Here is a 26,922-nt window from a genome sequence, read left to right as displayed (position 1 = left end):
AGTAAAACCGACCGTCGGTTTGGAATGGAGGTTGTATGAATCAGGCCGAGAAATCCGAGCGTGCCCGGGAAGCGATCTGTGTAGCCGCCCGTCAGCTCTTCGCAGAGAAGGGCTACGACACGACCACCATGCAAGATATCGTCAGGACGAGTGGCATGTCGAAGGGGGCGATTTATCATCATTTCTCGTCAAAGCAGGAGGTGCTGCGTTCCGTTATAGAGGGAGAGTGGCGCCATCTCAACGTATTTGTCGAAGACCTTGCCGCGCGATCTGATGCGTCGGTGACCGATAGAATGACGATCCTCGCGACGCACATGGTCGCGTCTAGTCCGCAAAGTGGTCTCGGGCGCGCCAACTGGGTGAGTGAGGTTCCTGAAGCCTTACTGGAATCATTGCGTCACTCGCTGACAAAGCTTGCGCCCCACCTGGAACAAATGCTGCGCCAGGGAATGGAGTCTGGTGAAATCGGCTGTATCTTTCCCCATGAAGTCGCTGAAGTGTTGGTCCTCCTTGTCGATGTGTGGGTCGATCCGCTGATCGTTGCGGATACGTATGAGCGAATGTGTCAAAAGGTGGACTTCATCGCTGCGTTCCTCGAGCGTTTCGATGCGCAGGTACTCAGTGAGGACGCCATCGCAGTTATCAAAAACGGGGTGGGTCGTTTCTATGAGTGAGCGCAAATCCTACTCCATTCTCATGGTGAATTTGCCGTTTTCTGGGCACACGAACCCGACGCTCGGCTTAGCTCGGATGCTCACTGATATGGGGCATCGTGTCACTTATGTTCATTCGCCTACGTGGCGAGAAGCGGTGGAAAATACGGGCGCACGTTTTGTCCCTTACGATGGCTATCCCCTCTTCCCGAGTCCATTCCAGGATCGCATGCGCTGCTGGCGTGCGGCTTATCGGACGGTGCTGCGTATTGGCGCAGAATACGACTGCCTGATCTACGAAATGCTCTTTGTATCAGGCAAGGCGCTCGCTGACCGTTTGGGGATCGTCCCCATTAGGCTATTTTCAACCTTCGCACTTAATGAGCATGTGCTGGAAGACTTCGGGCGCAACGGCGGGTTGTACCTAACCTCAATCTTCCGTTTTCCGCGCCTGAGATCGCTCATCTCTGCACCTATGAGTAGGAGATATGGCTGGCGATTCCGAGAACTTGAGGCTGAGATTGTGCGTAATAGCCCTGCTCTCAACATCACCTACACGCCTCGGAGCTTCCAGGTGTACGCCAATGAATTTCCTCAATCACGGTATGCATTCGTAGGCGCATCTATCGGTGGACGTCGCCACGAGCCATTTGAGCCTCCTGCGGGCAGAGGGTCTCTCGTCTATATATCTCTTGGAACAGAACTCAACAAATCCGAACGGTTCTTCCGTCGGTGCGTGGAAGCTTTCGCCAGCACTGGAATGCGTGTTGTCATGGCGATCGGTGACTCGGTGCGCCCCGAGAGCCTAGGACCCGTTCCTCCTACGATGATGGTTCGCCGCAGGGTTCCGCAGCTCGAGGTGCTCTCGCGAGCATCTCTCTTTATTACCCACGGCGGTATGAACAGTGTCAATGAGGCACTCTTCTACGGTGTACCGATGCTGGTTGTTCCTGTTGGTAATGACCAGCCGACTGTGGCGCGGCGGGTGGAGGAACTGGGATTGGGTGAAGCGTTGGACATCCGTGAAGCAACTCCCGATGTCCTTCGTGAGGTGGCAATGCGCGTGCTATCGGATCGTGAGTGCCATGCGCGCCTGTCCGCGTTTCGCCAAGAGACGTGGAACGCAGGGGGCAACACAAAAGCGGCGAAGCTCATCATTGAGCACCTCAATCGAGTGTGAACTGCGGGCGGGAGCAGTCGGTGGACTGCTCCCGCCCGCGCTATCCTAGTGGTGCGAAAAACCCACGACAGCGCAAAGGAGCCACCCATGCTCATCCTCATCGATCACGCGAACGTCGATGCGATCGCTAAGACCCTCGAATACCTCCCCATCGACGGCGTGACCACCAATCCGACGATCCTGTACCGCGAAGGAAAGGAGCCCCTCGAGGTTCTCCACGCGATCAAGTCTGTCCTGCCCGATGGTGCGCAACTTCATGTCCAGATCGTCTCTCAACGCGCCGATGACATGGTCGCCGAGGCCCGGGCGCTGCGCGGCGAAATCGGCGGCAACCTCTTCATCAAGCTTCCCGTCACGCGCGAAGGCTTCGCGGCCATCCCGCGCATCGTGCGCGAAGGCATGCAGGTCACGGCCACCGGCATCCACTCCTCGATGCAGGGCTTCATGGCCGCCAAGGCTGGCGCGCGCTACGTCGCCCCCTACGTCAACCGCATGGACAACTACGGCATCGACGGCGTGCGCGTCGCCTCCGAAATTCACCGCACCCTGCGCACCTACGACCTGAAGGCCGACGTCCTGGCCGCATCCTTCAAGAACTCCGAGCAGGTCCTCGAACTGGTCCGTCAGGGTGTCGGTGCCATCACCGCCGCCCCCGACGTGCTGGCCGCCCTCATCAAGAACCCCGCGACCGACGCCGCCATCGCGGACCAGAACCGCGACTTCGGCATCCTCGTGGGTGAGCGCCGCACGTGGTTGGACCTCATCAACGACAAGTGAGCCCCGTGTAGAGGTCCGGAGGCGGCGACTCGCCTCCGGGCCTCTCGCATACCCGCATTGCTGCTGCGCCACCGGTGTTCCGTTGGCTGCGCCACCGGCGTTCCGGGCGTCGTCGGGCCCGCCCGCCCGCTCGCCGTCCGCGCTGCAGGTGTTCCGGGTGCCGTCGGCCCCGCCGACGCCCTCCACACTGGTGGCGCGTGGTGCGGTGCCCGGTCAGGCCCACGTCACCTGCAGCCCTCGCGCCTCTTCACCGCTGATCCCCAACCAATTTCGCATGCAATTCCCCTGTGACTATTTCAAACCATGAATTTACAGCGTTGGAATTGCAACGTTTTCGAGCTTTGTTGAATCTTCACCCAATCGAATTGCATGCGACTTTTGTGGGCGAACAGGCCGTGGCCCGCCAGCACCCTCCACATTGGCGGTGTGTGGTGTGTGCCCGGTCAGGCCTTGCGGCCCCGCCGGCGCCCTCTGCCTGGGCTTATCCGGATAGGTTGTGCACACGCGGATAGGTTATGCACATCCGGATAGGTTATTAAGCTATCCGGATGTTGCTTACCTATCCGTATGTGAGCTGGCGGCCGACGACCTTGACCTCTCCACTCGAGCGAGTCCGCATTTCGGCTTGTTACTAAGTGGTGTTGCACCACTTAGCCGGGCATTGCACCACTTCGGAGGTGGTGTAATGCTCCCTAACCGGTGTAATCCTCCCGAACCGGTGTAATCCTCCCTTTCGGCTGTAATCCTCCCGAACTGGCGTCATACCCCTTGGTCTGGTCCTGTGTAGGGCATTGGTATAGTTCCCCGACAATGTCGCACGTAATTCCCCTGCGGCTGCTTCAAACTTTGAATTTGCATCGTTGGAATTGCAACGTTTTGAGCAGTGCTCGAAAAATGACCGAGGGAAATTATGTGCGACTTTTATCTGGCCAGGTACTGCGGTCCCGTTGTGAACCCGCGGCCCAATACTGGTGACGTGTTGCGCGTACTGGTGACGTGTTGCGCGTTGCTCGGCCAGTTCCACCTCGCCCTCAGCCTTCGCACTACTTAATCGCTGAGCTCCCACCAATTTCGCATGCAATTTCCCTGTCAACCTTTCATGTATTGAAAGATGAGTGTTGGAATTGCAACGTTTTCAGGCTTTGTTGAATCTTCAGTCAATTGAATTGCATGCGACTTTTGGGGGCAGGCTGCGCTACCCGCGGCGTCCTCCACGCAGCTCGAATAGGTGCCCGCCACGCAGCTCGTACATGCGCCGCACGGAGGACTCTTCAGACGCAACGAAAACGGGGGCCGGCACCCGGCCCCCGCCCGAAGCGTTCTTACTCCTGGTCGCCGCCGCGGCCTCGCGGCGTGATCTGGGGCCACTCGCGGTCGATGTTTGCGTCCTTGCCCTGCTTGCGCAGGTATTTCTCGAAGTCCTCGGCCCAATCCTGGTGAGCCTGGAGCTGGTAATCCATGAGCTCCAGGGCGCTCATGGAGCCCAGCTGCGGGTACTTATCCACCATGCCGGCGAGTACGTCGAGCGTCATGGCCACGTCGACCTCGGCTGTGTGAGCGTCCGGGGAGGCGACCGCGCCGTAGACGGGTGCCATCTCCGTCAGCGTCTTCTTGCCCTTGCGGAAGCGGTCGAGCTTGCGGTCCAGGACGAGCGGGTCGACGACCAGCATCGGTGCGCCCTCCAGGCGCTCCTCGAAGGAACCCAGGTGGTGGCGGCGCAGCTCCTGATTGACCAGCGTGATGTCGTAGGTCGCGTTGAAAGCGACGACCGGGTAGCCCCGCAGCCAATGCTCGACAATCGAACCGGCCAGCTCGTGGAGGACCTCCTCGATCGGGCGGCCGTCGCGGCGCGCCTGCTCGGTCGTGATGCCGTGGACAGCCGTGGCCTGCTCGGGGATCTCGACGCCCGGATCGGTCAGCCACGTGGCGACCTGGTCGGGGGCGCTGACACCGCTGCGGTAGGACGCGCCGTCGATGCGCAGCACCAGCGCGGCGGTGACGAGGCGATCCTTGAGCGCGCGCACGCCCGTCGTCTCGGTGTCAAAACCCATCCACGGGTCGTCGATCCAGCTCATGATTGCTCCTAGCCTTGCCGGTGACTCCAGTGTGGCAGAGGGCGGGCACATCTGCGTCCCCGAGGCAGTAGAATCGGGTCATGAGCGACGAAGTGGAAATCGGTCGTGGCAAACGCGGGCGCCGCGCCTACACGCTGGACGATATCGCCCTCGTGCCCTCGCGGCGCACCCGGGATCCCGAGGACGTCAACGTGGGCTGGCAGATCGACGCCTACCACGTCGACATTCCCGTGATGGCGGCCCCGATGGACTCGGTGATGAGCCCGGAGACGGCGATCGCTTTTGGTCGCCTCGGTGGTATCGGCGTGCTCGACCTGGATGGCTTGTGGACCCGCTACGAGGATCCGACCCCGATCCTTGAGCGCATCTCTCACCTGGGTGAGGAGGAGTCGATCGCGTCCCTTCAGCGCATCTACTCCGAGCCGATCAAGCCGTCGCTGATTACCGCGCGCCTTAAGCAGCTGCGCGAAGCCGGCGTGGTGGTCGCAGGCAAGCTCTCGCCCCAGCGCGTCCAGCAGCATTGGCGCGCGGTCGTGGACGCGGGCGTCGACCTGTTCATTATTCGCGGCTCGACGGTGTCCGCCGAACACGTGTCGTCGCGGCGCGAGCCCCTCAACCTCAAGCGTTTCATCTACGAGCTGGACGTCCCCGTCATCGTCGGCGGCGTGTGTACGGACACGGCTGCCCTGCACCTGATGCGCACGGGAGCGGCCGGCGTCCTCGTCGGTTTTGGTGGGGGTGCGGCGCATTCGACGCGCCAGTCCCTGGGCGTGCACGCGCCCATGGCGACCGCGATCGCGGACGTGGCGGCAGCCCGGCGCGACTACATGGATGAGTCTGGCGGCCGCTACGTGCACGTCATCGCGGACGGCGGCATTGGCCGCTCCGGTGACCTGTCGCGCGCGATTGCGTGCGGCGCCGACGCCGTCATGCTGGGTGCGGCCATCGCCCGCGCGGAGGAGGCTCCGGGGCGCGGCTGGCACTGGGGGTCGGAGGCGACGCATCCGGATATGCCGCGCGGCCAGCGCGTCCACGTGGGTACGACGGGCACGCTCGAGCAGATCCTCTATGGCCCCTCAACCCGCGCGGATGGTTCGCTGAACTTTATTGGCGCGCTCAAGCGGACCATGGCCTCGATGGGATACTCGGAGGTCAAGGATCTGCAGCGCGCCCAGGTGGTCGTCTCCCCGTACTCGGCGTCCTAACCTTCGTTCGCCCAGCGACGAGGCCGGGGCTGGGTATGCCGAGGCCAGGGGAGCGCCGCGACCTCGGCTCAGTTTGACGAGGTCGGGGCCGCTTCGCGCTGTCGGGTGCACGCTCGCCCGGAAACGCCTTGTATTTTCGGGAATATTCTCAACATCTTCCGCACACGTGTGCGTGCGATTACACTTGTCATAACTCGTGTTGCCGTTGGTAAAACGCCTGCGGCACGGGGCTCGTCGGCCCCTCACGGTGAGGTGAGGTTGAGAGGACATCCCGATGAAGTGCGGGACACGATCACTAGCTGTACTCGGCGCGCTCGCGCTCTCCGCGATGGGGCTTGTGCCCGCCGCATGGGCGGCTGATGCGGGCCAATCGGGTGCGGTGGAAGCAAGCCAGTCGGGAGCTGCGCAGACTGAGGGCACGCAGGCCCAGTCAGGTGCGGCGCAGCCTGAGGAGCCGACGCAGCCCGCTCAGTCTTCCGCCCCCGAAACTTCCGCGCAATCGGGGGAGGCCAGCCCAGGCCTCGTCGATACGCCGATCCCGGACATCCAGGCCGTGGGCGCGGGGGATGATTCCGCGCTGGTGGGGGCCACCGTGACGACGCTCGGCGTTGTGACCGCCGCGTACCCGGCCGCCGAGTCCGGCTTGGACGCGACGCTGGACGGCTACACGATCCAGACCCCCGGCTCGGGCGGCGCGTGGGATGAGGGACGCGCGAGTTCGGACGCTCTGTTTGTCTACGCGGGGAAGAACGGCCAGGTTCCAGCGGTCGGAACGTGCGTGCGCGTCACCGGAACGGTTGGTGAGTTCCCCGCGACGACCGCGAAGGGAAACCCGCAGAGCCTCACCCAGTTGGCGGCGACCTCCGTGAGTAACGTTGAGGGCTGCCAGGGCGTGACCCCTACGCCGGTGACCGGCGTCCCTACCCCCGATCAGGCGGAGCCCTACGAGTCGATGCTCCTGGCTCCCCAGGGTACGTGGACCATCACCGACAACTACCAGACGAACCAGTACGGCACGCTCGCCCTCACCCCGGGTGAGAGTCCGTTGCGCTCGGCCACCGACGTGGTCGCACCCGGGCAGGCGGCCCGCGACTACGAGGCCGCCAATGCCGCGCGCGTCATCGCCCTCGATGATGGCACGAACACGAATCTGCTGAAGGGAGCCGCCACCGAGGCCGCCTACGCCTACCTGGCCAACGGCTCGCCCGCACGCGTCGGCTACCACGTGTCCTTCGCGGGGCCGGTTGTCCTCGAACCCAGGCACGGGTCCTTCGTTTTCCAACCCACGTCGATGGTCGCCGGGCATCCGGACCGCTCTCCCGTGACTATCACGGGGCAGCGCCCGAGCGCCCCCACGGTCGGAGGCGACACGCGCGTGGCGACCTTTAACGTCCTCAACTACTTCTCGGACCTGGGCGTCGACGAGGCCGGATGCACGGGCTACCCCGACCGCACGGGCGCCTTCGTGACGGCGAAGAAGTGCAAGGTGCGCGGCGCGTTCTCGCGCGAGGCCTTCGCGAACCAGGAGGCCAAGATCGTCTCGGCGATCAACGCCTTGGGCGCCGACGTGGTCGCCCTGGAGGAGATCGAAAACCCGGTGGCCGTGGGCGTGGGAACGGACCGCGACGCATCCCTGGCGCGCCTTGTCGAGGCCCTCAACAAGGCGGCGGGAGCGGGAACGTGGGCGTACGTGCCCTCGCCCAAGACCGTTCCCGAGGCCGAGGACGTCATCCGCGTCGCCTTCATCTACAAGCCCGCGACCGTCGCACCCGTTGGAGAGTCGCTCATTGACGACGATCCGGCGTTTACGGGCCTGGCGCGCCAGCCTCTCGCTCAGGAGTTCGCGCGCGTCGCCGCCGAGCGATCCGCGCCCGCATCCTTCGTGGTCATCGCCAACCACTTCAAGTCGAAGGGATCCGTCCCGGAGGGCGCGCCCGCCGGCAATATGGACAGCGGCGACGGGCAGGGCAACGCGAACGCGATACGCGTCGCCCAGGCCGAGGCGCTGGCGTCCTTCGCCGCTCGCTTCTCGGACAAGCCGACCCTGCTCGTCGGCGACTTCAACTCCTACTCCCAGGAGGACCCGATCAAGGCCCTCGAAACTGCGGGCTGGGCGCACGTGTCGGGCGCGGGGGAGGCTTCCTACGTCTACTCGGGGCGCTCGGGATCGCTCGACCACGTCTTCGCCAACGCGGCCGCCAAGCCGCTCCTCGCGGGGGTGACCAGCTGGGCCGTCAACGCCCAAGAGTCCATCGCCTTCGAATACTCGCGGGCCGGCATGAATGCCCTCCTGTCCGTTGAGGCCGATAACCCCTACCGCTCCTCGGATCACAACCCTGAGCTCATCGGGCTCACCCTGAGCGGCGGAGAGGATCCTGCCCCGACACCGAGTGCCGACCCAAGCGCTGACCCAACCAATGAACCCAGCCCGGCCCCGGCCTCGTCCAAAGCCCCGTCCCCGGCGTCCCAGCGCGGGAACGTCCAGGGGACCACGGCCTCGACGCGCACGACTCCCTCGCGCCAGACCCGCACCCGGGGCAACCTGGCGCGCACCGGCACCGATGCTAACCGGGCTATCGGCCTGGGTGTCCTCCTCGCCGCAGCGGGCGGCGGGCTCCTCCTCGTCGCGCGTCGCGTTCGCCGCCGCGGCTGACCCCACAAACTCCCCACGCACCACGCAGGATGCGCCGCCGGCGCCGCCCCGATGAAAGGAACACACCCATGCACAGACCATGGACTCGACTCGCGCTCGCCTCGGCGGCCGCCCTCTCCCTGGCGTCCCTGCCAGCCGCAGCGCTCGCGGCCGGGCAGGACGAGGCCTCACAGGACGAGGCCGCGCCGATCACCCTCGACCTCTACACCCTGACGGACGTACACGGACACATCCAGCAGGTCACCAAGAAGGGCGTCGTGCGCGAGGCCGGGCTGCCCGCGATGAACTGCTATCTGAAGAAGGCACGCGCGACGAACCCCAACTCCTCGTTCACGCTGCTGGGCGACAATATCGGCGCCTCCCCCTACATTTCGGGCGCGCTCAAGGACAACCCGACCATCGCGGCCCTGAACACGATGAATCCGCTGGCCTCGACGATTGGCAACCACGAGCTCGACATGGGACAGGCCGTCTTCAAGCAGCGCGTTGACGGGTCGAACCCGAGCGAATTCGTGCAGGCGACCTTCCCCTACCTGGGGGCCAACATCGAGGGCATGGGCACCTACGGTGACGGCATCCCGTATCTGGGGGACTACAAGGTGTGGACGTCGCCCTCGGGCATGAAGGTGGCGTTCATCGGTGCAATTGCTCAGGACGTGCCCTACAAGCTAAGCCCCGGCACGACGGAGGGCCTGACATTCACTGACCCGATCGCGCGCATCAATTCCCTGGCTGCGAAGCTGAAGACCAGTGGACAGGCCGACGTCGTCATCGCCATGCTCGACGACGACGTGAAGAACAACTACACGAAGGTCGGCAAGGACGTCGACGGCCTCATGGGCGGGGACACGCACGTTCCCTACGAGTTCGACCACGTGAACTCGGTCGAGGCCTTCAACTCCGCGAACCCACGCCTGGCGGGCATCGCGTCGGGCTCCTACACGGACAACCTGGGCCTCATCCGCCTGACGATCGACCCCGCGACGCGCCAGGTGACCAGTGCGGACTCGATCCTCATCCCTGCCGCCGAGGTCGCCCAGTGCGGTGCGGACCCCGACACTCAGGCGATCGTCGATAAGGCCGAGGCCGACTCGAAGGAAGCCGGCAAGCGCGTCGTCGCCACCGGGTACACGCAGCCCTTCAGGCGCGGCGTCTTCACCACCCCCGAGGGGGCCACGGATCCCGGGTCGAACCGAGGCATCGAGTCCTCCCTGGGCGACCTGGTGGCCGACTCCCTGCGCGAAACCATCCTCACCCCGGACGGCAAGAGCGTCGACATCGGCATGATCAACGCGGGCGGCCTGCGCGCAGACCTGGTGCCGAACGAGGATGGGACGATCACCTACGCGCAGACATACGAGGTCGAGCCCTTCTCCAACGAGCTGGGATACGTCACGCTCAAGGGATCGGACGTCAAGGACGCGCTCGAGCAGCAGTGGAAGACGGACCTGAACTCGCAGAACTCTCGGCCCATGCTCAAGCTTGGCCTCTCCTCGAATGTGCGCTACACCTACGATCCGGCGAGGCCCTACGGGGAGCGCATCACGTCGGTGACGATCAACGGTGAACCCCTGAAGGCCGACGCGACGTACACGGTCGGATCCGTGACCTTCCTGCTCGCTGGCGGTGACTCCTTCGAGGCCCTGACCCGCGGGGGAGCGGCCACCACGAACGGAAACCTGGACCGCGACTCCTTCAACGCCTACCTGGGCGCGCACTCGGGTGCGGCGGCCCGCTCCCTCCAGGACGCGGGCGGCCTGACGCCGCGCGAGGCAAAGTCCTCGATCGGCCTGACCCTGCCCACCGAGGCGGTCGCCGACGGCTCGACGGTGACGATCCCGCTGCGCGGCCTGTCCTTCTCCGAGGGGCCATCCATCACCACGAAGGTGCGCGTGAGTGCCGGGGGAGCGCAGGCCGTGGCCGAGGTCGATAACTCCCTCGTGGACGCGCATGCCTCCGACGCTGCCTCGGTCATCACGACGGACGGCGCGGGCCAGGCGAGCGTGGACGTGACGGTCGTCGGCGCCTGCGAGGGCAAGGCTGCTGGCGAGGTTGTGAACGTGCCCGTTACGGTTGCCACGGACTTCGCGACGGTCGTCGAGGCCTCGGATGGCCTGACGATCCCCGTGACCTGTGCCGGTACGTCGGCACCCGCCCCGAGCCCCTCGGCCGATGCTGCGGGTGGTTCCCAGTCTGGCACCCAGGCGCCAGCTCCGACGCAGCACAAGAACGCGAAGGCTCCCAAGAGCTCCCTGGCTCGCACGGGCGCAGGCACGGAGGGCCTGGTCGGAGCACTGTTTGTCGCAGCGATCGGTGGTGCCGGGCTGGTCGCCCGTCGCCGCGCCAATCGTTACCAAAGCGAGAACAAGTAGCCCTTGACAGGCGCGGAGGCGGCGCGAGACACTCGGATCAGACGTAAAAGTCGATCATGACAAATGTTCGCGCAATGGCTGCGCGGACACGATCCGCGGCTCGCGCCGCCACCGGTTCAAGGAAGAATCCACATCAACGGAGGAAAACACTCATGAAGCACCTCACGAAGCTCCTCGCCGCGGCGGGAGTCGCAACCCTCGCCTTGGCCGGCTGCGGTGGCGGCGGAGGGGCCACCACCAGCCAGTCCACGGGGACGAAGGACGCCAGCTCGTTCAAGGCCTGCGCGGTCTCGGACGCCGGCGGCTGGGACGATAAGTCATTCAACGAGTCCGCCTATGACGGCCTCAAGGCCTCCCAGTCCAGCCTCGGCATCCAGATCAACACGGCCGAGTCCAACTCGGACGCCGACTTCAACCCGAACGTGGAGTCCATGGTCTCCGACGGCTGCAACCTGATCATCGGCGTCGGCTTCAACCTGGAGAAAGCCATCCACACCTCCGCCGACGAGAATAAGGACCTGCACTACGCCCTCGTCGACTCCAGCTTCAACGACGGCAACAACAACACGGTGACGGTGGAGAACGCGCGCCCGCTGCTCTTCAACACGGCCGAGGCCGCCTACCTGGCGGGCTACGTCGCCGCGGGCATGACCAAGACCGGCAAGGTCGCGACCTTCGGCGGCATCCAGATCCCCTCGGTGACGGTGTTCATGGACGGCTTCGCCGACGGTGTTGCGGCCTACAACAAGGCCAAGGGGACGAGCGTCCAGCTGCTCGGCTGGGACAAGGCCACGCAGAACGGCTCCTTTACGCAGTCCTTCGACGACCAGACGCTGGGCAAGGAGCAGGCGCAGCAGTTCATCTCCCAGGGTGCGGACATCATCATGCCCGTCGCGGGCCCGGTCGGCCTGGGCGCCGCTGCGGCCGCCAAGGCGGATGGCAACACCTGGATCATCGGCGTTGACTCCGACTGGTACGAGGCAAACCCCGACTACTCCTCGATCGTGCTGACCTCGGTCATGAAGGAGATCGGCGCCTCGGTCGAGCAGGCGATTCAGGACTCCGTGAACGGTAAGTTCAGCGCGACCCCGTACGTGGGCACCCTGGCTAACGGCGGTGTCTCGATCGCTCCGTTCCACGATTTCGATGACAAGGTGTCCGCCGAGCTGAAGGCGGATCTGAGCAAGCTCACGGACGACATCAAGTCCGGCAAGCTCGTGATCGAATCGCAGAACGCCCCGAAGTGATGCGATGCGTGTGGGGCTGGCGGCGGTGACGCTGTCGGCCCCACACGGGCATCGGGGCGGGGTGCGCCCACCAGCTGGGGAAGGTCGAAGGAATGAAATTAGAGCTGCGGGGGATCACGAAGAGGTTCGGTCCCCTCATCGCCAATGACTCGATTGATTTAACGATCGAGGAGGGGCATATTCACGCCCTGCTCGGAGAGAATGGCGCGGGCAAGTCCACGCTCATGAACGTCTTGTACGGCATGCACGCACCCGATGAGGGTGAGATTCTCATCGACGGTACGCCCGTGACGTTCAAGGGGCCGGGCGACGCGGTCGCGGCGGGTATCGGCATGGTGCACCAGCACTTCATGCTGATCCCGGTCTTCACGGTCGCGGAGTCGATTGCCCTGGGTTTCGAGCCGACCGGCCCGGCGGGGATTATCAGCCGAGAGCGCGCCCGGCGCACGGTACGCGAGGTGTCGGCGCGTTTCGGCTTCGACCTGGACCCCGATGCTCTCATCGAGGATCTGCCGGTGGGTGCGCAGCAGCGGGTGGAGATCGTCAAAGCCCTGTCGCGCCAGGCGAAGGTCCTCATCCTCGATGAGCCGACGGCCGTGCTGACTCCTCAGGAGACGGATGAGCTGATGACGATCATGCGTCAGCTCGCCGATGCCGGGACCTCGATCGTGTTCATTACCCACAAGCTGCGCGAAGTGCGCGCCGTGGCAGACGAGATCACGGTCATTCGCCGCGGCCGCGTCGTGGGGCACGCGTCCCCGAGCGATTCCGAGGCCTCGCTGGCCACACAGATGGTGGGACGCGAGGTGCTCATGCGCGTGGAGAAAGAGCCCGCGCGTCCCGCTGGCGGCGGCCTAGCCTTCGAGGACGTGTCCCTGCTCGGCGCGGGCGGTGTGCCGCTTCTCGACCACGTGTCCTTCGACGTTCCGCGCGGTGAGATCCTGGCGGTCGCCGGCGTGCAGGGCAACGGACAGACGGAGCTGGCGGAGGTGATCCTGGGCCTGCGCAGCCCCGACAGCGGCGTGATCCGCCTCGAGAATGCGGACATTACGCGTGCGAAGCCGCGTCAGTCCCTGGACGCGGGAGTCGGTTTCATCCCCGAGGACCGCTCGACGGATGGCATCATCGCCTCGTTTTCGATCGCGGATAACCTGGTGCTGGACCAGTTCCGCTCCTCGGCTTTCGCCTCGTTCGGTTCCCTGAAACGCGGCGCGATTGCGCGCAACGCCCGCGACAAGGAAGCGGAATACGACATCCGCCTGACCTCGATTGAGGATCCCGTGTCCTCCCTGTCGGGCGGCAATCAGCAAAAAGTGGTCGTCGCCCGAGAGATGTCGCGCGACCTGACGCTGCTCGTCGCCAACCAGCCGACACGCGGCGTCGACGTCGGCTCGATTGAGTTCATTCACCGCCGGATCGTGGACGTGCGCGATCAGGGCTGCGCGGTCCTGCTGATCTCCTCTGAACTCGACGAGGTCATCTCGCTGGCGGACCGTATCGCCGTCATGTACCGCGGCCGCATCGTGGGCATCGTCCCGGCTGACACGGGCCGCGACGTCCTCGGCCTGATGATGGCGGGCGTCCCCTTGGACGAGGCCGTGGCCGCCTCCTCGGGTTCCGCGCAGGAAACCGGGGCGCAGAGGAAGGAGGAACAATGAGCGCGCGCACCAGTAGCGGGCCGGGCATCCTCACCCGGATCCTTGGCTCGCAGTGGTTTGTCTCGGTGCTGGCCGTCCTCATTGCGTTCGTGATCGGTGCGGTCCTCATCGCGCTGTCGGGTGCATCCGTTCTGGATGCCTACTACGCGATGTTCCGCGGATCGATCGTCGATCCCAACGCAGCGACCTTCGTCCGTCAGATCAAGCCGCTGACGGATTCCCTGTTCTATTCGATCCCGCTGATCATTTCGGGCCTGGGTCTGGCGCTCGGCTTCCGGGCGGGTCTGTTCAACATCGGCGGTAAGGGCCAGATCATCGTCGGAGCGCTCGCAGCCGTGTGGGTGGGCTTCGCGGTGAACCTGCCGCCGGTCCTCCACACGCTGGTGGCCCTCCTCGTCGCGGTCGTCGCGGGCGGCCTCTACGCCGGCATCGCGGGCGTCCTGAAGGCGAAGACGGGCGCGAACGAGGTGATCGTGACGATCATGCTCAACTCGATCGCGACGCTGGGTCTGGGGTACACGCTCACGCAGAAGGCGTGGCAGGTGCCCGGTTCGAACCAGCCGGTGACGCCGAAGGTTGCGGACAGCGCGGCTCTGACGCGCCTGCTCCCCGCCCCCTTCAAGCTGCACGTCGGTTTCATCGTCGCCCTGGTTGCCCTCGCCTTCTTCTGGTGGCTCATCGAGCGTTCTACGCTGGGATTCCAGATTCGCGCGGTCGGCGCGAATGCGGCAGCCGCCCGCACGGCAGGCATTTCGGTCGAGCGCATCACGGCGATCACGATGGTCCTCTCGGGCGCGTTCCTCGGCTTGGCTGGCGCGAACGAGGCCTTGGGAACCATCGGGTACGTCTCGCGCGACGTGGCCGGTTCGATCGGCTTCGACGCGATCACGGTGGCCCTGCTGGGGCGCAACAAGACGTGGGGAACATTCGGTGCGGGCCTCCTCTTTGGTGCTTTTAAGGCGGGTGGCTACACGATGCAGGCCAAGGGCGTGCCGATCGACATGATCCTGATTCTGCAGTCGGTGATCGTCCTCCTGATTGCCGCGCCGGCGCTGGTGCGCTGGCTGTTCCGTCTGCCCGATGTGCGCGCGCTGGCCGCGCAGACGCGAAAGGGGAACGCTGATGAGCACAAGTGAGTCCACCGTGGTCACGCAGGTCGAAGCCAAGCGCTCCTGGAAGTTGCCCGGCATCTACGTGGCGGCCTGCGTGCTGCTCGTCGTCTTCGCGGCGGCTGCCCGAGGCGACATGACGCTGCGCCTGAACGACAAGTCGCAGTCGTACGCGATCCCCGACATCGTCACCGCGGGTGCCCCCATCGTGTGGGTGCTCGCCGTCCTGACGATCGCGATTACCGCATGGACGATTGCCGCGACCGTGCGGCGCATCACCCAGCCCGCGTGGGCGCGCGTCGGCGGGATGGCCGTCGTCGGGTTGTCGACGATCCTGGGATTCCTGTTCTACGCGGGCTCCGGGTCGACGGGCGTCGTCACCCTGACCTCGACCCTCGTGTCCACCGTGGCGATTTCGACGCCGCTCATCTTCGGTTCCCTCTCGGGCGTCGTTTCGGAGCGCGTCGGCGTCGTCAATATCGCGATTGAGGGCGATCTGCTCGTCGGCGCGTTTGCGGGCGTGATGGCGGCCTCGTACTTCCAGACCCCATACGCGGGCCTCGTTGCTGCCCCCCTCGCGGGCGCTGCCCTGGGGTCCCTGCTGGCGCTCTTCTCCGTCAAGTACGGGGTCGACCAGATCATCGTCGGCGTCGTCCTGAACGTCCTGGCGCTGGGCCTGACGACGTTCTTCTACGGGACGATCATGAAGAACTCCCCTGGGAGCCTGAACACCAACCAGTTCTCGCTGTCCGACATCAAGATTCCCGGCCTCTCCGAGATCCCGATCGTCGGCCCGGTCCTGTTCAACCAATCGATCCTCGTCTACCTGATGTACGCGGCCGTCATCGCCCTGGCGTTCTTCCTGTTCCGTTCGCGCTGGGGTCTGCGCCTGCGGGCCTGCGGTGAGCACCCGCGCGCCGCCGATACCGTCGGCATCAACGTGGGGCGCACGCGCACCCTCAACACGATCCTGGGGTCGTCCTTCGCAGGCCTGGGCGGCGCGTTCTTTACGATCGGTTCCGGCCTGGCCTTCACGGATAACATCTCCGCGGGCAACGGCTACATCGCCTTGGCCGCCATGATCCTGGGCAAGTGGAACCCGCTGGGAGCCATGGGCGCGGCCGTCATGTTCGGTTTCGCGCAGGCCCTGGCGCGCATGCTGCCCAACATCGAGCCCGCGATCCCCGCCGACCTCGTGTCGATGATCCCCTACGTGGTCACGATCGTGGCCGTCGCTGGATTCGTCGGCAAGTCGCGCGCGCCCGCCGCCGAGAACATCCCCTACGTGAAGTGAGAACCCGCATGGATCCAACAGAAATTGACTGGGACGCCCTGCTGGCCGAGGCCATCGACGCGATGAAGCACGCGTACTGCCCCTACTCGAACTTCCCCGTGGGGGCCGCGGGCCTGACCGCCGACGGCTGGCTCGTCAGCGGCTGTAACGTCGAAAACGCCGGCTACGGGGTCACCCTGTGCGCCGAATGCGGCATGGTCTCAGACCTCATCCGTTCAGGTGGCGGCGCGCTCGTCGCGGTCGTCGCCGTCAACGGCAACGAGGAGCCGGTGGCCCCGTGTGGGCGCTGCCGTCAGCTGATCTACGAGCACGGCGGCCCCTCCTGCCTGGTCCTCATGCCGGGCGGCGTTGCCCCCATGACCGAGGTGCTGCCCGGCGCGTTCGGACCCCACGACCTGTCGTCCGTCCCCGGCGCCACCCCGGCCTCGCCCCAGGAGAAAGAAGGACACGATGGCACTCTTTGATGCCGTTGACATCATCCGCGTCAAGCGCGATGGGGGAGTGCTGAGCCCCGACCAGATCGACTGGACGATCGACGCCTACACGAAGGGCGTCATCAAGGACGAGCAGATGGCCGCCCTGGCGATGGCGATCTTCCTGCGCGGCATGGACCGGGGCGAGATCGCCCGCTGGACGGACGCGATGATCCGCTCGGGCGCGCGCATGGATTTTTCCGGCATCGGTAAGCCGACGGCCGACAAGCATTCCACGGGCGGCGTGGGCGACAAGATTACGCTGCCCCTGGCGCCGCTGGTCGCGTGCTTCGGCGTGGCCGTCCCGCAGCTCTCGGGCCGAGGCCTGGGGCACACGGGCGGCACGCTCGACAAGCTCGAGGCCATCCCCGGATGGCGGGCGCAGCTGAGCAATGACGAGATCATGACTCAGCTGGGACGCGGCTGCGGCGCGGTCATCTGCGCGGCGGGCTCAGGCCTGGCGCCCGCTGACAAGAAGCTCTATGCGCTGCGCGACATCACCTCGACCGTCGAGTCGATCGCGCTCATCGCCAGCTCCATCATGAGCAAGAAGATCGCCGAGGGCACGGGAGCCCTGGTCCTGGACGTCAAGGTCGGCTCGGGTGCCTTCATGAAGGACCTGGACGCCGCGCGCGAGCTTGCCCGCACGATGGTGGACCTCGGCCGCGACGCGGGGGTCGCCACGCGTGCGCTGCTCACCGACATGTCCGTGCCGCTGGGACGAAAGATCGGCAACGCCCTCGAGGTGGAGGAATCCGTCGAGGTTCTCGCTGGAGGCGGCCCCGCCGACGTCATTGAGCTGACGTGCGAGCTGGCGCGCAACATGCTCGACCTTGCGGGAGTCCGGGATGCTGACGTGGAGGCCGCGCTGGCGGACGGGCGTGCGATGGACCGCTGGCGCGCGATGATCCGCGAGCAGGGCGGCGACCCGGACGCGCCGCTGCCGCGCGCCGCGCACACCCACCAGGTCCTCGCCGAGGCCGGGGGAACCGTCGTCGGCATGGACGCCCTGTCCGTGGGCGTGGCCTCGTGGAGGCTGGGTGCCGGTCGTGCCGTCAAGGAAGACCCGGTCCAGGCGGGCGCCGGCATCGAGATCCACGCCAAGCCGGGGGAGAGCGTCGCGGCGGGCCAGCCTCTGCTCACGCTCCACACCGACGATGAGTGGCGCATCGAGCGCGCCCTGGAGTCCCTCTCCGGCGCCATCGAGATCGCTGACGGGGTCACCCCCGAGCCGCGCAGAGTCGTCCTGGAGACGGTGTCCTAACGCCGGGGAATCGCGAGCGTGCAGGGAGGAGGAATCGTGGAAAGGCGCGACGAACAGTCGATTGAGGCCGTCAAGCTCTACTACCAGCAGGGACTGAGCCAGGCCGAGGTCGCCGCCCGCATGGGTTTGTCGCGCCCCACGGTCGCCAAACTCCTCGCCCACGGCCGCGAGCGCGGCTTTGTGACCATCGAGATCCACGATCCGCGCGAGGACGCCTCGGAGATCGCCCTGCGCTTGGAGAAGCGCTTCGGCTTGGCGAGCGTGCGCGTCGCCCACGGCCGCGATATGACCGAGGGCGAGGCCATCGAGCAGGTCGGCCGCGTCGGTGCCGATGTCGTCACCCAGCTCGTGCGCGACGGCATGAGCGTGGGGATTTCCTGGGGGCGCACGATGAGTGCGCTCGCGGCCCACCTGCCCCGCGCCCCTCGCGTGGGCGTACGCGTCGTCCAGCTCAAGGGCGGGACGTCGTTTTCTGAGCGGGCGACGCACGATTTTGAGATCATGCGGGCTTTTTGCGAGGCTTTCAATGCGCAGCCCTGTTACCTGCCGTTGCCCGTGATCTTCCAGGACACGGCGATGCTCTCCATCGTGCGCCGCGACCGGTTGATCGAGCGGATCCTGGAGGAGGGGCGCGGTGTGGACGTGGCGGTGTTTACCGTTGGTTCCCTGGGGCGTGAGGCCCTCTCGCTCAACCTCGGCCAGCTCGAGGACGACGAGGTGGAGGCCCTGATGCGCGACGCGGTTGGGGATGCCTGCTCGCGGTTTTTTACGCGCGAGGGCGCGGTTGCCCTGGCCTCGGTCGATCGCCGGACGGTCGGTATCACGCTCGAGGAGCTGCGCTCTCGCCCCGTGAGGGTGCTCGTTGCTGGCGGGCGTGTGAAAGCGGAGGCGCTGGAGACGGCGCTGCACATGGGGTTGGCCACTCACCTGGTGGTCGACCAGGACCTGGCCCTCGCGCTGCTGGAACGGCCACGTGGGGCAACCCCGCGCGGGGTGCGTGATCGCGCCCCAAGTGGATGAGAACATTTGTCAAACCACTCGTTGACACATTTCAATTGCACGGCATAGCCTTGCGACAAGGGTAAAGAAGCCTCGACGGAGCCCCGGGCTCCTCGACACCATAGGAGGACACATGCGCTCGACACCGCACATCAACCCCACCGCCCCCATCGCGCCGACGATCCTCCTGCCCGGAGACCCGCTGCGCGCGAAGTTCATCGCCGAAACCTACCTGGAGGACGCGCGCCAGTTCAACGCCGTGCGCAACATGCTGGGCTACACCGGCACCTACCGCGGCACCCCGGTGTCCGTCATGGGCTCGGGCATGGGCATCCCCTCGATCTCGCTGTACGCCCACGAGCTGATCCACGAGTTCGGCTGCACGCGCCTCGTGCGCGTGGGCACGTGCGGTGCCCTGCAGCCGGACGTCAACCTGTACGACGTGGTGGTCGCCCAGGCCGCCTGCTCGAACTCGGCGTTCCTGGATCAGTACCAGATCCCTGGTTCCTACGCTCCGATCGGCTCCTTCCGCCTCATCGAGGACGTGGTGCGTCGCGCCCGCGAGGCCGACGTGCCGATCCACGTGGGCAACATCCTCTCCTCCGACACGTTCTACAACGCGAACCCGACCTTCAACGAGGCCTGGCAGCGCATGGGCGTGCTCGCGGTCGAGATGGAGTCCGCGGGCCTGTACGCGACGGCCGCCCACGCGGGCGTCGAGGCCGTGGGTATCTTCACCGTCTCGGACTCCCTGGTGACGGGCGAGGCCACGGACGCCCAGGCGCGTCAGACCTCCTTTACCACCATGATGGAGCTGGCCCTGCCCCTGGCCCAGCTGTGATGCGACAAGAAAGAAGTTCCATGAAGAAGCGTGACGTGGCCGCACTCATCGACCACACGATCCTCAAGCCTGAGGCCACCAAGGCGGACGTGGCCCGCATCGTCGAGGAGGGCGCCGCGGCCGGCACCTTCTCGGTGTGCGTGTCCCCCTCGATGCTGCCCCTGGACGTTCCCGGGGGATTGAAGGTCGCCTGCGTGGTCGGCTTCCCCTCGGGCGCGGTCAAGCCCCAGGTCAAGGCCTTCGAGGCCGCCCAGGCCGTCGCCGACGGCGCGGACGAGATCGACATGGTCATCAACATCGAGCTGGTGAAGGACGCGCGCCTCCACGACCTCGAGGAGGAGATCGCGGCCGTGCGCCGCGTCGTCCCCGCCCCGCGCATCCTCAAGGTCATCATCGAGTCCGCCGCGCTCACCGACGACGAGATCGTCGCCGCGTGCACCGCCTCGATGGCCGCTGGCGCGGATTTCGTCAAGACCTCCACGGGATTCCACCCCGCGGGCGGCGCCTCGACCCACGCGGTCGCCCTCATGCGCGCCACGGTCGGCGACGCGCTGGGGGTCAAGGCCTCGGGCGGCATCCGTGACGCCGAGACGGCCCTGGCCATGATCGAGGCCGGAGCCTCCCGCCTGGGGGTCTCCGCAACCAACGCCATCCTGGCAGGACTGGAGGACTAAAGACGATGGAGCTGCTGGAGCGCGCCCGCCAGTGGGCGAGCCACGACCCGGACCCCGCCACGGCCTCGGCCCTGAGCGCCGACATTGAGGCCACCGAGCGCGGCGACGAGGAGGCGGCGGCCCGCGTGAGCGCCGCCATGAACGGCCCCCTCCAGTTCGGCACCGCAGGCCTGCGCGGCGTCGTCGGCCCGGGCGAGTCCCGCATGAACCTCGCGGTCGTCATCCGCGCGACCGCCGGCCTGTGCGAGGTCGTCAAGCGCCACGCGACGGGCACCCCCACGCTGGTCGTCGGATGCGACGCCCGCTACGGGTCCTCCGAGTTCGCCACGGCCGCCTGCCGCGTCGCCTCGGCCGCAGGGGTGCGCGTCCTCGCGCTGCCCCAGGCCAACCCGACCCCGCTCACCTCCTTCTCGATGCTGCACTTCGACGCGGACGCGGGCGTCATGGTGACCGCCTCCCACAACCCCGCCCCGGACAACGGCTACAAGGTCTACCTGGGCGGTAGCATCGTGCAGGGGGACGGGCGCGGCGTCCAGATCGTCCCACCCTTCGACGCGGAGATCGCGGCCGCCATCGAGGTCGCGCCGCCCGCGGACGAGGTCCCGATGGACGACGACCTTATCGAGGCCGTGGACCCGCGCGAGGAATACGTGGCCTGCGCCTCCGCCCTGGCCTCGGGCGAGGCCTCGGCGCGCGAGAACCTGCGCATCGTCCTGACCGCCATGCACGGCGTGGGCGCCGCGATCACCTCGCGCGTCCTGGCTGAGGCCGGATTCTCCAACGTCTCCCTCGTGGCGGCCCAGGCCGATCCCGACCCCGACTTCCCGACCGTGCCCTTCCCCAACCCCGAAGAGGCCGGCGCCCTCGACATGGCGATCGAGCAGGCCCGCGAGCAGGGGGCAGACCTCATCATCGCGGTCGACCCCGACGCGGACCGCTGCGCGCTTGTGGTGCCCGACCCCACCTCGGAGACGGGATGGAGCCCGCTCAGCGGTGACCAGATCGGCTCGCTGCTGGGTGAGTTCCTGGCCTCGCGCGGCATGACGGGCTCGCTCGCGAACTCGATCGTGTCTTCGCGCCTGCTCTCGCGTATCGCTCACGCGCATGGCCTGGAGCATCACACGACGCTCACGGGCTTCAAGTGGATCGCCCGTGCACCGGGCCTCGGCTTCGGCTACGAGGAGGCCATCGGCTTTTGCCCGGACCCTGCCCACGTGCGCGACAAGGACGGCATCGCGACCTCGGTCGTCGCCGCCTCCCTCGTGGCCTCGCTAAAGGCGCAGGGGCGCAGCGTGTGGGATGAGCTGGAGCGCCTGGCGCGACTGCACGGCTTGCACGTGAGTTCGCCGCTGACCTTCCGCGTCGACGACATCGAGCAGATCTCCAGCGGTATGGCGCGCCTGCGCGCCCAGCCGCCGACCGTTCTCGCCGGATCGCCCGTCGTCGAGGTCTCGGACCTGGCGCAGGGATACCGCGGTTTGCCGCCCACGGACGGCGTCCTCGTGCTCACCGAGGCCGGGGACCGTGTTATCGCGCGCCCCTCGGGTACTGAGCCCAAGCTCAAGTGCTACCTCGAGGTGATCCTGCCGGTCGCAGACGGGGAGCCGCTGCCTTGGGAGCAGGCGCGCGAGCGCCTCGACGCAATTAAGGGAGCTTTCGCCGAGATTATCGGCCTGTAGCGCGGAGGAAGGGAGCCGTCGGCGCATTTTCTGTGGGTGTAGCCCTGCATGAAGAAATAGACAACGCTATACTTGCGTATATGGCAACTCACAGTGAATCGCTGGCGGAGGCCCTGCCCTTCGCCGATCGGCCCGTCGAGAAGGCGCCCGGCCACTGGGTCCTCGCGCGCGCCGGAAAGACGGTCCTGCGCCCCGGAGGACTCGCCCTCAGCACGTGGGCTCTCAAGCGCGCTGTCCTACCCGGTTCCGACGTCGTCGAGTTCGCGCCCGGCCTGGGCGTCACGGCCTCGGCGATTATTGAGGTGGGCCCCGCCTCCTACGTGGGTGTCGAGCGCGATCCGAACGCTGCTGCGCGCGTGGACGCCATCGCCTCGGGCGTGGGGCACTGCGTCAATGCTGACGCGGCCGAGACCGGCCTGCCGGACGAGAGCGCGGACGTCGTCGTCGGCGAAGCCATGCTCTCCATGCAGGGGGAGAAGGCCAAGCGCGCCATCATGGGCGAGGCCGCGCGCATCCTGCGACCCGGCGGCCGCTACGTCATCCACGAGCTGGCGATGCGCCCCGACTCCATCGGAGAGGAACCCGCCACCGAGATTCGCCGCGCCCTCGCCCGCGCCATCAACGTCAACGCCCGCCCCCTCACGGTCGCGGACTGGAGGCGCGCACTCGAGGACGTCGGCCTCGTCGTCGAAGAGACCCGCACGGCCCCGATGGCCCTCCTCAAGCCCGGCCGCATGATCGCCGACGAGGGCGTGCTCGGAGCGCTGCGCATCATGCGCAACGTCGCGCGGGACAAAGACCTGCGTGAACGCGTCACGACGATGGCGCGCACGTTTAAGAAATATGATCGACACCTGTGCGGCGTCGCCATCGTCGCGCGCAAACCCAAGGAGAGCCAATGAGCCTGTCGCCCGAATCGAACACCGAGGTCCCCACGCCCATCATGACGGACCTGCAGGACATCGCCTCGATGATCCAGATCAACGAGGAAGCCACGGTGTCGCGCACCGTCATGCACGCTGAGGGCGTGCGCCTGGTCCTCTTCAGCTTCGACAAGGACGAGATCCTCAGCGAGCACACCGCCGCGATGCCCGTCATCCTCCATACCCTCGAGGGCACCCTCGAAATCGAGGCTGACGGGCGTACCGTCGTCCTGAAGCCCGGCGACGTCATCCACTTCGGCACGCGCCTGCCGCACGCCGTGCGCGCGCTCGAGCCCTCGAAGATGGCCCTATACATGCTCGATCGCCGCGAGCGCCCCAAGGCCTGAGGCTCCGACACTGTGCGGCGGGCCCCGTCCTCGTGAGGTGATGCACGAGGCCGGGGCCCGTTTGTCGTATCCGCGCGGGATGGGCGGGGCGGCGGCGCCCCGCGAAGCGTTACTTCAGTGACGCCTTGCCGGCACCCTTGGCGACCAGCCAGAGGCCGGCCTCGACGATGAGCCCTGAGACGATGAAGACGATGGGCACGGAGATGCGCGCGTCCATGAGGGTGGTGGCGGCCAGGGCGATGCCGTGGGCGGTGCCCAGGACGCCGCCGCCGAAGAGGATGGGCCAGGCGGCGCGGTGGGCGCGCTCCCAGTCCTGCGAGCCCGGCTCGACGCCCTGAAGACGCAGCCCCAGGGGTGGACGGCACACACCGGCGCGCGCGGTCAGTCCCGACATGAAGAGGTAGAGGCCACCCGCGATGAGAGCGACGGCGAGAATCAGGAAGACGGCGATCAGTCCGACGTGCACGGGAACCCCTTGGAAGACGAGCGTTTCACGGCCGTTTCACGAAGGGCCGCGCGCCTATTCTACCCGGCCCCGGCCTCGTCGCCGCTGAGGCGGGCGGGGCGCGGTGACCGTGCGGCGGCCAAGCCGCGCGCCCGAGCCAGCCCCGCTTAGAAGTAGCAGGCGAGCGGGCCGTTGGGGCCCGGTACGACGGTGACAGGGGTATCGAAGATGTCGGTGAGGACCTCGTCGCGCATGATCTCCTCCGGGGTGCCCATGAAGGCGACCCTCCCGTCCTTGAGCGCGCAGATTTGCGAGGCGTAACGCGCCGCGAAGTTGATGTCGTGCAGGACGATGACGATCGTGCGCGAAAACTCGCGCGCCGCCCGCTCCAGCATGCGCATCATCTCGACGCTGCGCGCGATGTCCAGGTTGTTGAGGGGCTCGTCTAGCAGGACGTACTCCGTCTCCTGGGCAAGCACCATGGCGACGTAGGCGCGCTGCCGCTGGCCGCCCGACAGCTGGTCCAGGTAGCGCCCTTCGAGCTCCTCCAGGTCGAGGAAGCCGATGTAGCGGTCGATGATGGTCTCATCCTGCGCGCTCAGGCGTCCCTTCGAGTGGGGGAAGCGCCCGAAACCCACCAGCTGGCGCACCGTGAGGCGCGAAATGAAGTGGTTCTCCTGGCGCAGGATCGACAGGGTGCGCGCCAGCTCGGAGGACTTCGTCGTGGCCACGTTGAGGCCGCCGACCTCGATCGTGCCCTCGTCGATGCCCAGGAGGCGCCCGATCATGGTGAGGATCGTGGACTTGCCCGCGCCGTTGGGGCCCACGAGCGCCGTGATGCCGCCCGTGGGGATGTCGAGGGAGACCGCGCCGATGCGCACCGACGGCGAATACTGCTTGACGACGGAATCGATGGAGATCACAGGCGGCCCTTCCGCAAGATAGTGACGATGAACGCGAGTCCGCCGACGAACTCGATGATGATGGAGACGACGCCCTGCGTGTTGAACACGTGATTCATGACGAAGTACGCGCTGGCCAGGATCGCTGCGCCCAGGGCGACGGACATCGCGAAGATGTAGCGGTGATCGTGCGTGTCCGAGAACTGGTAGGCCAGCGTCGCCACGAGGAACCCGAGGAACGTCATGGGACCCACGAGGGCCGTGGATGTGGCCATGAGGATCGACACCAGGACGAGGACAAGCACGGACGTGCGGCGGTGGTTCAGGCCCAGGTTGGTGGCCGTCTCGCGGCCGAGCGAGAGCACGGACAGCTGGCGGGTGAGGGCGACGAGGGCGATGGCCGCAGCCGCGACGAGCGGGACCGCGATCGGGAAATACTCCTTCTGGGCGTTCGCGATCGACCCGAAAAGGCGCGCGGTCAGTACGTCGAACTCCGAGGGCGTGAGGAGGCGCTGCATGAAGGTGGAGATCGACCCGAGGCCCGCGCCCAACATGACGCCGATGAGGAGCATCGCGTGCATCGAGGCCCGCTGCGAGGTGAGCAGCCACGAATACAGCACGAGGGTCAAGGCGATCATGAGGGCGAGCTGCCCGACGAAGTTCCCGACGGTCGCCGACGCGCCCAGGCCGGCGACGCCCAGGAAGAAGATCGTGGAGGTGTGGATCGCCCGGTACAGGGACTCAAACCCGAGGATTGAGGGCGTGATGATGCGGTTGTTCGCCACCGTCTGGAAGGCGACCGTCGCCATGCCCTGACACACCGCCACGATGGCGATCGCGAGGACCGCGAAGGCGCGCCTGCGGGCGAGCCTCCAGAACACGGGGGTGCCGAACTGTGCGGGGTTCTTCCAGGCGATGAGTCCGATGCAGGCGAGGATCGCGACCGCGCACACGAGCCCGAAGAGGATCCACCAGCGACGCCGTGCGGCCGGGGAGGTGAAGGCGCCGGTGCGTCGGGTGGGGCGTTTCGTGCGCGCGGACGAGGCCGGGGCCGGGGAAGCGGAGACGGCCTCGGGGGTCGCGGAGGAGGACAGGATGTTCACAGGACGGCCCCCTTCCTGGCCTGGCGTAGGACGAGCGCAATGAAAACGAAGGCGCCGAGAACACCGAGGATGACCGAGACGGGCATTTCGAAGGGGGAGATGATTGTGCGCGCCAGGAGGTCCGTGACCGTCACGAGCGCGATGCCCGCCAGGCACACCCACGGCAGGTTGGTGCGCAGGTTGTCACCCATCGACATGGACACGAGGTTGGGAACGATGAGGCCCAGGAAGGGAAGCGATCCGACGACGACGGTGACGACGCCGGTGGCCACGGCCACGAGCCCCGTCGCGATGAGGATCATGCGGTGATAGTTGACGCCAAGCGACACCGCTATGTCCTCGCCGAGGGACACGGCCGTCAGGCGATCCGCCATGACGAACACAATTGCGACGATGATGGCGACGATCCACAGGATCTCGTACTGGCCCTCGTACACCGACGTGAAAGACCCCTGGAACCACACCGACACGCTCTGCAGGGTGTTCGTCTCGAGGGCCAGGAACGTCGAGATCGCGGAGACGACCGCGCCGAGCATCATGCCCATGATCGGCACGAGCAGCGAGGAACGCAGCGAGACGCGGCGCAGCAGGGCGAAAAACACCATCGTGCCCACGAACGCGAAGACGATCGCGCAGGTCATGCGCACCAGGATCGGGGCGCCGGGCCACACGATCATGATGACGAGCAGACCCAGGCCCGCCCACTCGGTCGTGCCCGTCGTCGAGGGCTCGGCGAATCGGTTCTGGGTGACCAGCTGCATGACGAGGCCGCTCATCGACATCGCGGCGCCCGACAGGACGAGCGCGATCGTGCGCGGGACGCGCACGGCGAGGAAAATCTGCCAGCCGTCGTCCTGGGACAGGATCGAGTATTCGCCGGTCGAGAGTGACAGGACGAGGAGCGCAGCCACGGCGAGCGTGGCCAGGGCGAGCGCCAGGGGGCGACGCTTCGACGAGGCCGGGGTGGCCTCTCGCTCGAGCGCCGCGTCCGCGGGCGGGGCGGTGGTGGGGGAGTGTGTCATAGGAAAACGGGGTGCGGGTGCCGCCCC

Annotated in this window: 23 protein-coding genes; 18 read left to right on the top strand and 5 right to left on the bottom strand. The window is 66.6% G+C overall.

Annotated elements, in window-relative coordinates; translation table 11 throughout:
• Positions 1 to 35: 35 nt before the first annotated feature.
• The 3 genes from O3656_RS03290 (at position 36) to O3656_RS03280 (ending at position 2,610) form a co-directional block, all read left to right on the top strand.
• Positions 36 to 674 (top strand): TetR/AcrR family transcriptional regulator, encoded by a 639-nt coding sequence (locus tag O3656_RS03290; protein WP_048677064.1) that lies wholly within the window; start codon positions 36 to 38, stop codon positions 672 to 674.
• Positions 667 to 1,833 (top strand): macrolide family glycosyltransferase, encoded by a 1,167-nt coding sequence (locus tag O3656_RS03285; RefSeq protein ID WP_500062624.1) that lies wholly within the window; start codon positions 667 to 669, stop codon positions 1,831 to 1,833. The genes O3656_RS03290 and O3656_RS03285 overlap by 8 nt, the downstream gene beginning before the upstream one ends.
• A gap of 87 nt (positions 1,834 to 1,920) precedes the next feature.
• Positions 1,921 to 2,610, top strand: coding sequence for a transaldolase family protein (locus tag O3656_RS03280; protein WP_009055824.1), 690 nt, complete (start codon positions 1,921 to 1,923; stop codon positions 2,608 to 2,610).
• A 1,322-nt stretch (positions 2,611 to 3,932) separates the two neighbouring features.
• Here the strand turns inward: O3656_RS03280 and O3656_RS03275 are convergent.
• On the bottom strand, positions 3,933 to 4,685 hold the full coding sequence (locus O3656_RS03275) for an exonuclease domain-containing protein (RefSeq protein ID WP_016460276.1): 753 nt from the start codon (positions 4,683 to 4,685) through the stop codon (positions 3,933 to 3,935).
• An 80-nt stretch (positions 4,686 to 4,765) separates the two neighbouring features.
• Here O3656_RS03275 and O3656_RS03270 point away from each other — a divergent pair, with 80 nt between their 5' ends.
• The 15 genes from O3656_RS03270 to O3656_RS03200 all read left to right on the top strand — a co-directional run bounded on the left by O3656_RS03270 (position 4,766) and on the right by O3656_RS03200 (position 23,423).
• Positions 4,766 to 5,890 (top strand): GuaB3 family IMP dehydrogenase-related protein, encoded by a 1,125-nt coding sequence (locus O3656_RS03270; protein WP_500062623.1) that lies wholly within the window; start codon positions 4,766 to 4,768, stop codon positions 5,888 to 5,890.
• A 274-nt stretch (positions 5,891 to 6,164) separates the two neighbouring features.
• Positions 6,165 to 8,543: an ExeM/NucH family extracellular endonuclease gene (locus O3656_RS03265; RefSeq protein WP_500062622.1), complete on the top strand. Its 2,379-nt coding sequence runs from the start codon at positions 6,165 to 6,167 to the stop codon at positions 8,541 to 8,543.
• Positions 8,544 to 8,611: 68 nt separating this feature from the next.
• Positions 8,612 to 10,915, top strand: coding sequence for a bifunctional metallophosphatase/5'-nucleotidase (locus O3656_RS03260; protein ID WP_500062621.1), 2,304 nt, complete (start codon positions 8,612 to 8,614; stop codon positions 10,913 to 10,915).
• A 152-nt stretch (positions 10,916 to 11,067) separates the two neighbouring features.
• Complete coding sequence (locus O3656_RS03255; protein ID WP_048674610.1) at positions 11,068 to 12,162, top strand: BMP family lipoprotein; 1,095 nt, start codon at positions 11,068 to 11,070, stop codon at positions 12,160 to 12,162.
• A 92-nt stretch (positions 12,163 to 12,254) separates the two neighbouring features.
• Positions 12,255 to 13,820 carry an ABC transporter ATP-binding protein gene (locus O3656_RS03250; RefSeq protein ID WP_500062620.1) on the top strand — a complete coding sequence of 522 codons (1,566 nt, stop codon included), beginning with the start codon at positions 12,255 to 12,257 and terminating at the stop codon, positions 13,818 to 13,820.
• Positions 13,817 to 14,956 (top strand): ABC transporter permease, encoded by a 1,140-nt coding sequence (locus tag O3656_RS03245; protein WP_500062619.1) that lies wholly within the window; start codon positions 13,817 to 13,819, stop codon positions 14,954 to 14,956. The genes O3656_RS03250 and O3656_RS03245 overlap by 4 nt, the downstream gene beginning before the upstream one ends.
• Positions 14,943 to 16,223: an ABC transporter permease gene (locus tag O3656_RS03240; protein ID WP_500062618.1), complete on the top strand. Its 1,281-nt coding sequence runs from the start codon at positions 14,943 to 14,945 to the stop codon at positions 16,221 to 16,223. Before O3656_RS03245 ends, O3656_RS03240 begins: the two co-directional genes overlap by 14 nt.
• An 8-nt stretch (positions 16,224 to 16,231) precedes the next feature.
• Positions 16,232 to 16,687 carry a cytidine deaminase gene (locus O3656_RS03235; RefSeq protein WP_500062617.1) on the top strand — a complete coding sequence of 152 codons (456 nt, stop codon included), beginning with the start codon at positions 16,232 to 16,234 and terminating at the stop codon, positions 16,685 to 16,687.
• Positions 16,674 to 17,960, top strand: coding sequence for a thymidine phosphorylase (locus O3656_RS03230; protein WP_500062616.1), 1,287 nt, complete (start codon positions 16,674 to 16,676; stop codon positions 17,958 to 17,960). The genes O3656_RS03235 and O3656_RS03230 overlap by 14 nt, the downstream gene beginning before the upstream one ends.
• 36 nt (positions 17,961 to 17,996) lie before the next feature.
• Positions 17,997 to 18,980: a sugar-binding transcriptional regulator gene (locus O3656_RS03225; protein WP_500062615.1), complete on the top strand. Its 984-nt coding sequence runs from the start codon at positions 17,997 to 17,999 to the stop codon at positions 18,978 to 18,980.
• Between the two features lie 112 nt (positions 18,981 to 19,092).
• Positions 19,093 to 19,800 (top strand): purine-nucleoside phosphorylase, encoded by a 708-nt coding sequence (gene deoD / locus O3656_RS03220; RefSeq protein WP_016460265.1) that lies wholly within the window; start codon positions 19,093 to 19,095, stop codon positions 19,798 to 19,800.
• A gap of 20 nt (positions 19,801 to 19,820) precedes the next feature.
• The gene (deoC, locus tag O3656_RS03215; protein ID WP_500062614.1) at positions 19,821 to 20,474 is read left to right on the top strand and encodes a deoxyribose-phosphate aldolase; all 654 of its coding nucleotides are present in this window, start codon (positions 19,821 to 19,823) and stop codon (positions 20,472 to 20,474) included.
• 5 nt (positions 20,475 to 20,479) lie between these two features.
• Positions 20,480 to 22,153 (top strand): phospho-sugar mutase, encoded by a 1,674-nt coding sequence (locus tag O3656_RS03210; protein ID WP_500062613.1) that lies wholly within the window; start codon positions 20,480 to 20,482, stop codon positions 22,151 to 22,153.
• Between the two features lie 80 nt (positions 22,154 to 22,233).
• Positions 22,234 to 23,055, top strand: coding sequence for a class I SAM-dependent methyltransferase (locus O3656_RS03205; RefSeq protein ID WP_500062612.1), 822 nt, complete (start codon positions 22,234 to 22,236; stop codon positions 23,053 to 23,055).
• On the top strand, positions 23,052 to 23,423 hold the full coding sequence (locus O3656_RS03200; protein ID WP_500062611.1) for a cupin domain-containing protein: 372 nt from the start codon (positions 23,052 to 23,054) through the stop codon (positions 23,421 to 23,423). Before O3656_RS03205 ends, O3656_RS03200 begins: the two co-directional genes overlap by 4 nt.
• Before the next feature lie 109 nt (positions 23,424 to 23,532).
• On the opposite strand, the gene O3656_RS03195 is transcribed toward O3656_RS03200, so the two are convergent.
• The 4 genes from O3656_RS03195 to O3656_RS03180 all read right to left on the bottom strand — a co-directional run bounded on the left by O3656_RS03195 (position 23,533) and on the right by O3656_RS03180 (position 26,895).
• Positions 23,533 to 23,889, bottom strand: a complete 357-nt coding sequence (locus tag O3656_RS03195) for a permease (protein ID WP_500062610.1) — start codon at positions 23,887 to 23,889, stop codon at positions 23,533 to 23,535.
• Positions 23,890 to 24,035: 146 nt separating this feature from the next.
• The gene (locus tag O3656_RS03190; RefSeq protein WP_500062609.1) at positions 24,036 to 24,791 is read right to left on the bottom strand and encodes an iron ABC transporter ATP-binding protein; all 756 of its coding nucleotides are present in this window, start codon (positions 24,789 to 24,791) and stop codon (positions 24,036 to 24,038) included.
• On the bottom strand, positions 24,788 to 25,873 hold the full coding sequence (locus O3656_RS03185; protein WP_500062608.1) for an iron chelate uptake ABC transporter family permease subunit: 1,086 nt from the start codon (positions 25,871 to 25,873) through the stop codon (positions 24,788 to 24,790). The genes O3656_RS03190 and O3656_RS03185 overlap by 4 nt, the downstream gene beginning before the upstream one ends.
• Positions 25,870 to 26,895: an ABC transporter permease gene (locus O3656_RS03180; RefSeq protein WP_500062607.1), complete on the bottom strand. Its 1,026-nt coding sequence runs from the start codon at positions 26,893 to 26,895 to the stop codon at positions 25,870 to 25,872. Before O3656_RS03180 ends, O3656_RS03185 begins: the two co-directional genes overlap by 4 nt.
• Positions 26,896 to 26,922 lie beyond the last annotated feature (27 nt).

Origin of the sequence: Pauljensenia sp. 27098_8_83 (genome assembly GCF_041432695.1) — a bacterium.
GTDB lineage: Bacteria > Actinomycetota > Actinomycetes > Actinomycetales > Actinomycetaceae > Pauljensenia.
This window is presented reverse-complemented; position numbering and strand designations above follow the sequence as displayed.